The organism is Rhizobium sp. PDO1-076, assembly GCF_000247475.1.
Classification (GTDB): domain Bacteria; phylum Pseudomonadota; class Alphaproteobacteria; order Rhizobiales; family Rhizobiaceae; genus Allorhizobium.
The window spans coordinates 98,791-106,722 of record NZ_AHZC01000386.1 but is presented as its reverse complement, the minus strand read 5'-3'; the positions used below and the strand labels follow the sequence as shown (position 1 = coordinate 106,722).

At 58.8% G+C, this 7,932-nt stretch carries 11 protein-coding genes; 6 read left to right on the top strand and 5 right to left on the bottom strand.

Annotated elements, in window-relative coordinates:
* The 3 genes from PDO_RS18980 to hslV all read right to left on the bottom strand — a co-directional run.
* The coding region (locus tag PDO_RS18980) for a DUF1402 family protein (RefSeq protein WP_007605744.1) at nt 1-233 on the bottom strand (233 nt) is incomplete at its 3' end.
* A 169-nt stretch (nt 234-402) separates the two neighbouring features.
* Complete coding sequence (gene hslU / locus PDO_RS18975) at nt 403-1,713, bottom strand: ATP-dependent protease ATPase subunit HslU (protein WP_007605743.1); 1,311 nt, start codon at nt 1,711-1,713, stop codon at nt 403-405.
* Between the two features lie 73 nt (nt 1,714-1,786).
* Nucleotides 1,787-2,314 (bottom strand): ATP-dependent protease subunit HslV, encoded by a 528-nt coding sequence (gene hslV, locus PDO_RS18970; RefSeq protein WP_007605742.1) that lies wholly within the window; start codon nt 2,312-2,314, stop codon nt 1,787-1,789.
* A 200-nt stretch (nt 2,315-2,514) separates the two neighbouring features.
* Between hslV and hisB the strand changes: the two genes are divergently transcribed.
* From hisB to coaA, 6 genes are all read left to right on the top strand, one after another.
* Entirely contained in the window at nt 2,515-3,108 is a 594-nt protein-coding gene (gene hisB / locus PDO_RS18965; RefSeq protein ID WP_007605741.1) for an imidazoleglycerol-phosphate dehydratase HisB, read from the top strand.
* 88 nt (nt 3,109-3,196) lie between these two features.
* Entirely contained in the window at nt 3,197-3,847 is a 651-nt protein-coding gene (gene hisH / locus PDO_RS18960) for an imidazole glycerol phosphate synthase subunit HisH (protein ID WP_007605740.1), read from the top strand.
* Nucleotides 3,848-3,869: 22 nt separating this feature from the next.
* Nucleotides 3,870-4,604, top strand: coding sequence for a 1-(5-phosphoribosyl)-5-[(5-phosphoribosylamino)methylideneamino]imidazole-4-carboxamide isomerase (gene hisA, locus PDO_RS18955; protein ID WP_007605731.1), 735 nt, complete (start codon nt 3,870-3,872; stop codon nt 4,602-4,604).
* A 12-nt stretch (nt 4,605-4,616) separates the two neighbouring features.
* Nucleotides 4,617-5,393 carry an imidazole glycerol phosphate synthase subunit HisF gene (gene hisF / locus PDO_RS18950; RefSeq protein WP_007605730.1) on the top strand — a complete coding sequence of 259 codons (777 nt, stop codon included), beginning with the start codon at nt 4,617-4,619 and terminating at the stop codon, nt 5,391-5,393.
* Between the two features lie 17 nt (nt 5,394-5,410).
* Nucleotides 5,411-5,734 carry a phosphoribosyl-ATP diphosphatase gene (locus PDO_RS18945; protein WP_007605729.1) on the top strand — a complete coding sequence of 108 codons (324 nt, stop codon included), beginning with the start codon at nt 5,411-5,413 and terminating at the stop codon, nt 5,732-5,734.
* Nucleotides 5,731-6,726 (top strand): type I pantothenate kinase, encoded by a 996-nt coding sequence (gene coaA / locus PDO_RS18940; protein WP_007605728.1) that lies wholly within the window; start codon nt 5,731-5,733, stop codon nt 6,724-6,726. The genes PDO_RS18945 and coaA overlap by 4 nt, the downstream gene beginning before the upstream one ends.
* Before the next feature lie 22 nt (nt 6,727-6,748).
* Here coaA and PDO_RS18935 read toward each other — a convergent pair whose 3' ends face one another.
* Entirely contained in the window at nt 6,749-7,369 is a 621-nt protein-coding gene (locus tag PDO_RS18935; protein ID WP_007605727.1) for an alpha-ketoglutarate-dependent dioxygenase AlkB family protein, read from the bottom strand.
* Between the two features lie 36 nt (nt 7,370-7,405).
* Nucleotides 7,406-7,879, bottom strand: a complete 474-nt coding sequence (gene lysM / locus PDO_RS18930; RefSeq protein WP_007605726.1) for a peptidoglycan-binding protein LysM — start codon at nt 7,877-7,879, stop codon at nt 7,406-7,408.
* Nucleotides 7,880-7,932: the final 53 nt, after the last annotated feature.

Genomic DNA, 7,932 nt, shown 5'->3' with positions numbered 1-7,932 from the left:
TTGATCTTGCCCACCAGGGCATCATCGTCGCGCAGCAGATCGCGAACCTTTTCCGTAATTTCTAGATCAAAGCTGGTCTTGCCGGCCTTGGTGCGGCGGACAGATGCGCCCGGAATTGGCGGCTGCTCGATATTTCGATTGCCCGCCGGTACCGCCTGCGCAGCGTTCGACGCGGAAGCCAGCGAGCCCGCAAAAGCGACCGTGAGAAGAAAAGTCCGGATGAAAGATAGCACGCTTCGCCGTCCTCAGACTGAGCCGCAGATTAGATCCCCGTCACCACAATGCGCGGGCCGCAGATCCACTAATCCACTCCTTACATAAGCACAGCCTGCATTGTCGACCTTCGGCGCTCTCACTTTCCCGATACTGCGGGAGGGAAAGAGCGCCATAGGTGCACAAAGATCACAGGATATAGCGGCTGAGGTCGGTATCGGCAGCCAGGTCGCCCACGTGCTTCTGCACATAATCCGAGTCGATCATCACCACTGCGCCGCCGCGATCCGGTGCATTGAACGAAATATCGTCCAGAACCCGTTCCATCACCGTCTGAAGTCGCCGCGCACCTATATTCTCGACCGTGGTGTTCAGTTTGACTGCGACATCGGCCAGAGCGTCGATCGCATCCTCGGTAAAATCGAGGTTCAGCTCTTCGGTCGCCATCAGCGCCTTGTACTGGCGGATCAGGCTTGCCTCGGTCTCGGTCAGGATCCGACGGAAGTCTTCCTTGGTCAGCGGTTTCAGCTCGACCCGGATCGGCAAGCGGCCCTGCAGTTCCGGCAGAAGGTCCGATGGTTTCGAGACATGGAAGGCGCCAGACGCAATGAAGAGGATATGGTCCGTTTTCACCGGGCCGTATTTGGTCGAAACCGTGGTGCCCTCGACCAGCGGCAGCAAGTCGCGTTGCACGCCTTCACGCGATACGCCGGCACCGACGCCACCTTCCCGGGCGGCGATCTTGTCGATCTCGTCGAGAAACACGATCCCGTCGTTCTCGACCGAACGCACGGCCTCGCGCTGGATCACTTCATTGTCGATCAGCTTGTCGGATTCGTCGCGGATCAGGTCATTGTAGGAAGACTTGACCGTGGTGCGTACCTTTTTCGTCCGGTTGCCCATGGCCTTGCCGAACATTTCCGAAATGTTGAGGATGCCGACATTGGCACCGGGCATGCCCGGTATTTCGAAACCGCCCGGCATGCCGGATCCTGCGTCGGCCACTTCGATATCGATTTCCTTGTCGTCCAGCTCGCCATTGCGCAGCTTCTTGCGGAAGCTGTCGCGGGTTGCCGGTGACGATGTCGAACCGACCAGCGCATCAAGGACGCGTTCTTCGGCAAGCGCATGCGCCTTCGCCTCGACCTCGTTGCGTTTCTTGTCGCGGACAAGGGTGATGCCGATCTCGACCAGATCGCGGATGATCTGCTCGACATCGCGGCCGACATAGCCGACTTCGGTAAACTTGGTCGCCTCGACCTTGATGAATGGAGCGCCGGCGAGTTTGGCCAGACGACGGGAGATCTCGGTCTTGCCGACACCGGTCGGCCCGATCATCAGGATGTTCTTCGGCATGACCTCATCGCGCAGATCGTCCGAAAGCTGCTGCCGGCGCCAGCGATTGCGCAATGCGATCGCCACGGCGCGCTTGGCGTCGTGCTGGCCAATGATATGGCGATCGAGCTCGGAAACGATCTCGCGCGGAGAAAAATTGCTCATGTGGTTTTACTCCTGGCAGTAGCAGAGAATGCTCGACTGCTTGAACATGGTTTCATGGACCGGACAGACGGGCTCAAGCGACGTCCAGGGTCTCGATAATGACGCTGTCATTGGTATAGACGCAGATTTCGCCGGCAATCTGCATGGCGCGACGGGCGATCTCTTCGGCGGAACGATCGCTGTCCATCAAGGCCCGGGCTGCGGCATAGGCAAAGTTGCCACCGGAGCCGATGGCCATCGTGCCATGTTCCGGCTCCAACACGTCTCCATTACCGGTGATTGCAAGCGTGATCGTCTTGTCGGCGACAAGCATCATCGCCTCGAGGTTGCGCAGGTATTTATCGGTGCGCCAATCCTTGGCAAGCTCGACGGCCGCGCGCATCAACTGGCCGGGATATTGCTCCAGCTTCTTTTCCAGACGGTCGAGAAGGGTAAAGGCATCCGCGGTCGCTCCCGCGAAACCGGCGATAACTTCGCCACCCTTGCCGATGCGGCGGACCTTGCGGGCATTACCCTTCATCACGGTCTGGCCAAGGCTCACCTGACCATCGCCGGCCATCACGACCTTGTCGCCCTTGCGAACTGTAATAATCGTTGTCATCAAACACCTATATGCCCGAACACCGGGCCTTGTTTGCTTCGGCCAGCGGCCGTTCGTCGGAACCTATGTAAGTTGCCTTTTGGCGATTGCAATCATGGCCGACAGTCCGCTGCCGGCGCCTTGCGGCAAGGCAATGTAACTTCTGGATATTTGCCTCACCTGCTGATATGGAACGGCCATTATTCCCATGGAGCAGCCCGATGGCAGAGCGCAAAGGCGAGATTTCCCGCAAGACAAACGAGACCTCGGTGTCCGTTTCCGTCGATATCGACGGCACCGGCACCGGCAAGATCTCGACCGGCGTGGGCTTCTTCGACCATATGCTGGACCAGCTCTGCCGCCATTCGCTGATCGACATGCATATCGACGTGAAAGGTGACCTGCATATCGACGATCATCACACCGTCGAAGACACCGGCATTGCGCTGGGCCAAGCGATCTCCAAGGCTCTGGGCGAGCGCAAGGGCATCACGCGCTATTCGTCGATCGACCTTGCGATGGACGAAACCATGACCAAGGCGGCCATCGATGTGTCCGGTCGGCCGTTTCTAGTGTGGAACGTCAATTTCAGCGCGCCGAAGATCGGTACCTTTGACACAGAACTGGTGCGCGAGTTCTTCCAGGCCCTGGCGCAGAATGCCGGCATCACACTGCATGTGCTGAACCATTACGGCGCCAACAACCACCATATCGCCGAGACCTGCTTCAAGGCGGTGGCACGGGCGCTGCGGACGGCCACGGAAATAGACCCGCGCCAGGCGAACCGTATCCCGTCCACCAAGGGTACATTGTGACGGCAGGACGTTTCCGCACAGCGGAAGTGATCTGCACCTTGCTCCGCTGTCGGCTACGAGCCGGAGCGTCGAGCGGAAAGGATATGACATGCGTGTAGCGATCATCGACTACGGATCTGGCAACCTGCGCTCGGCGACCAAGGCTTTCGAACGCGCGGCGCGCGAGGCTGTTCTTGACGTGACGATCGAGCTGACCGATCAGGCAGACAGGGTGGCCACGGCCGACAGGATCGTACTTCCGGGGGTCGGCGCCTATGCCGACTGCCGCCGCGGGCTCGATGCGGTTCCCGGCATGCATGACGCGATCGTCGATGTCGTCGAGCACAAGGGCAGACCTTTCTTCGGGATCTGCGTTGGCATGCAGCTGATGTCCTCGCGCGGCCTTGAAAAGACCACGACGCAAGGTTTCGGCTGGATAGAAGGCGATGTCATCGAGATGACACCTGCCGATCCCACGCTCAAGATCCCGCAGATCGGCTGGAACACGCTGACGCTCAGGCACCAGCATCCACTTTTCGACGGGATCGCCACAGGCCCAAATGGCCTGCATGCCTATTTCGTCCACTCCTATCATCTTGCGGCCAAACACGCCTCGGACGTGATTGCGACCACAGACTATGGTGGCGCAATGACGGCCTTTGTCGGCCGGGACAACATGGTCGGCGCGCAATTCCATCCGGAAAAGAGCCAGACGCTTGGTCTCAAGCTGATCGCCAATTTCCTCACCTGGAAGCCCTGACCCTCTTTTTCGGATTTCTGTCATGATCCTATTTCCCGCCATCGACCTGAAGGACGGCCAGTGCGTTCGCCTGAAACTCGGCGACATGGACCAGGCCACCGTCTACAATCCGGATCCGGCTGCACAGGCGCGCGACTTCGAAACACAAGGGTTCGAATGGCTGCACGTCGTTGACCTCAACGGCGCCTTTGCCGGAGAAAGTGTCAACGGTGCCGCCGTCGACGCGATCCTGAAAGCTACCAAAAACCCGGTGCAGCTCGGCGGCGGCATCCGCACGCTGGAGCATATCGAAAACTGGCTATCGCGCGGCCTGTCTCGCGTGATCCTGGGTACGATCGCAGTGCGCGACCCGGCTTTGGTTATCGAGGCCTGCAAGCGCTTCCCCGGCAAGGTTGCCGTCGGTATCGATGCCAAGGGTGGCAAGGTGGCGGTCGAAGGCTGGGCGGAAGCCTCCGAACTCGGCGTGATCGAGCTTGCCAAGCGTTTCGAAGGTGCCGGTGTTGCCGCGATCATCTATACCGATATCGATCGCGACGGCATTCTGGCCGGCATCAACTGGGCGTCGACACTGGAACTGGCCGAAGCGGTCTCTATTCCTGTCATCGCATCGGGTGGCCTTGCCTCGATCGAAGACGTTCGCCGCATGCTGCAGCCCGATGCACAGAAGCTCGAAGGTGCCATATCCGGCCGCGCGCTTTATGATGGCCGCATTGACCCTGCAGAAGCGCTTGCGCTGATCAAGGCAGCCAAAGGCTGAGAGGACAATTCCATGACGCTCAAAGCCCGCGTAATTCCCTGTCTCGACGTCAAGGACGGCCGTGTCGTCAAGGGCGTCAATTTTGTCGACCTGATCGATGCCGGCGATCCCGTGCTGGCCGCAAAGGCATATGATGCAGTTGGCGCCGACGAACTCTGTTTCCTCGACATCACCGCTTCATCAGACAATCGCGACACGATCTTCGACGTCGTCGCCCAGACGGCCGATCATTGCTTCATGCCGCTGACCGTCGGTGGTGGCGTGCGCGCAGTTGCCGATATCCGCAAGCTGCTGCTTTGCGGCGCGGACAAGGTTTCGATCAATTCGGCAGCGGTCAACAACCCCGATTTCGTCGCTGAAGCAGCCGACAAATTCGGCAACCAGTGCATCGTCGTGTCGATCGACGCCAAGAAGGTCTCTGCCAGCGGGGAAACCGACAGGTGGGAAATCTTCACCCACGGTGGACGCCAGCCAACCGGAATCGACGCTGTCGAATTCGCCATCAAGATGGTCGAACGCGGCGCTGGCGAATTGCTGGTGACCTCGATGGACCGGGACGGCACCAAAAGTGGCTATGATATCGGCCTGACGCGTACCATCGCAGACAGCGTCCGGGTGCCGGTGATCGCGTCCGGCGGCGTCGGCAATCTCGACGATCTGGTCGCCGGCATTCGCGACGGTCACGCAACGGCCGTGCTTGCCGCCTCCATCTTCCACTTCGGCAACTATTCGATCGCCGAGGCCAAGGCCTACATGGCCGAAGCAGGCATCGCGATGCGGCTCGACTGAGCGCAAGGAAGGCAGATATGACCGCTTTTTCCCTCTCCGATCTCGAAGCCATCGTGGCAAAGCGCGCCAAGGCTACCCCGGACCAATCCTGGACGGCGAAACTCGTCGCGGGCGGGCAGAACAAGGCGGCAAAGAAACTTGGCGAGGAAGCCATCGAGGCTGTTATGGCAGCGGTTCAGAACGATCGGGAGAACCTCGTCTACGAAAGCGCCGACCTGCTCTATCACCTGATGGTCGTATTGAAAATTGCGGACATACCTTTACAAGACGTGATGCAGGAACTTGAGCGCAGAACCGCTCAGACGGGCCTGAACGAGAAGGCCAGCCGGCAGGATCCATGACGATATCTATACGGGAATCCGAAGCGCCAGAAGTCCTCGACCATTTCCAGGCCAATGGCTATTCGCCCTATCTGTTCTTCGATTCCGAGGAATGGGCGCATTTTCGCGCCGATACGCCGCTGACTTTGACAGCCGACGAAGTGCATCGGCTGCGGTCGATCGACGACCCGATCGATCTTGATGAGGTGCGGCGGATCTATCTGTCACTGTCGCGCCTGCTCTCGTCACATGTCGAATCCTCGCAACTGCTGTTCGAGCAACGCAATCGATTCCTCAGCATGTCGGACGTTTTCAAGACGCCGTTCGTCATCGGCATTGCCGGGTCCGTCGCAGTTGGAAAATCGACCACGGCGCGCATCCTGAAAGAACTTCTCGCGCGCTGGCCTTCGAGCCCAAAGGTCGATCTGGTCACCACGGACGGCTTTCTCTATCCCAACGCGCACCTGACCAAGAATGATATCCTCAACCGTAAGGGTTTCCCCGAAAGCTACGACATCGGCGCACTGCTGCGCTTCCTGTCGGCGATCAAGGCGGGACTGCCGAACGTCAAGGCGCCTTGCTATTCGCACCTGATCTATGACGTACTCCCCAACGAACATGTGGTGATCGACCGGCCGGACATCCTGATTTTCGAGGGTATCAATGTTCTGCAATCGCGCAATCTGCCGGCAGACGGCAAGATCGTGCCGATGGTCTCGGATTTCTTCGATTTCTCGATCTATATCGATGCCGATGAGAATGCGATCCATCGCTGGTATGTCGAGCGCTTCATGCGCCTCAGACAGACGGCTTTTCGCGATCCGAACTCCTATTTCCATCGCTATGCGACGATCAGCGAGCCTGAAGCGATGACCATTGCCGAAGGCTTGTGGAACAACATCAATTTGAAAAACCTGCGGGAAAACATCCTGCCGACACGACCGCGCGCCGATCTGATCCTGCGCAAGGGCAGCAATCACCTTGTAGAGAAAGTCGCGCTGAGAAAATTGTAGGCGATCGATCGCCGGCTATGGATCAGGGATTAACGCGCCGCAGGGTCAGATTGATGCGGCCGCCGTTTTTCAGCAGTGTCGAGGTGCCGGGATAGATTCGGTCGACGCCGTGAAAGCAGAGCCTGCCTGCTCCGCCCAACACAAAGACATCGCCGCTGTCGAGCTTTAGCGAACTGGTTCGATCCTTGCGCTCCAATCCGCCGATGCGGAAGAGGCAACTGTTGCCGAGGGAAACGGAGACAACGGGAGCGTTAAAATCGGTCTCGTCCCGGTCCTGGTGCAGACCCATCTTGGCATCGTCGCCGTAGAAATTGACAAGGCAGGCTTCCGGATCCTTGTCGTAGTCGGACACCTCGCGCCAGAGATCAACAAGCATCTGCGGGATTGCAAGCCAAGGCCTGCCTGTGACTGGATGGGTCGCCTGGTAGCGATAGCCGCGCTCCTTGTCCGTTACCCAGCCGAGCGACCCGCAATTGGTCATGCGCACGGACATGGGTTTGCCGGTGCCAGGCATGACAGGCACATACAGAGGTGCTTCCGCCACCACATCTCGCACCGCAGTCACCAGGACGTCCTGTTCGGCCCGGTCAAAATAGCCGGGAAAATGAATAAGCCCCTCCGAGAGGGGCAGTTTTGTCTTCACGTTCTTTGTCTTTGCTTCCGTTGCCCTCAAACGAGGTTAGTCGGCAAGCGGGGGGATGCGCAACACCTGGCCCGGATAGATCTTGTCCGGATGGCTGAGCATCGGCCGGTTCGCTTCGAAAATCAGCGTATGCTTTGCACCCTTGCCCTTGCCATATGCGGCTTCGGCGATCTTCCACAAATTGTCGCCCTTCTTGACCGTATGAAAAACCGGTTCCTTTGCAGCGACAGGTGCAGCGCTGTCCGCCTCGGCAATCTTCAACTCGGTGGCTTCCACGGTGGAAATGCCGAGCGTATTGCCAACAGCAACGACTGCCTTTTCAAAAATCGACTGATCCTTGACCACGCCCTTCAAGACGATCTTGTCATTGACGACCTCGACGTCAACCTTGTCCGTGCCAAGATCGTGGGAGGCCAGTTCCTTCTTGACCGCTTCGACATCCGGCGCTTCGTCCTCGCCGCCCAGTCCAAGCTTCTTGCCGGCGCTCTTGATGAAATTGAAAAAGCCCATCGGTAGCCCTCCTTGGTTGTTATCGACCAGATGACTGCAGAGGCCTGCAAAAG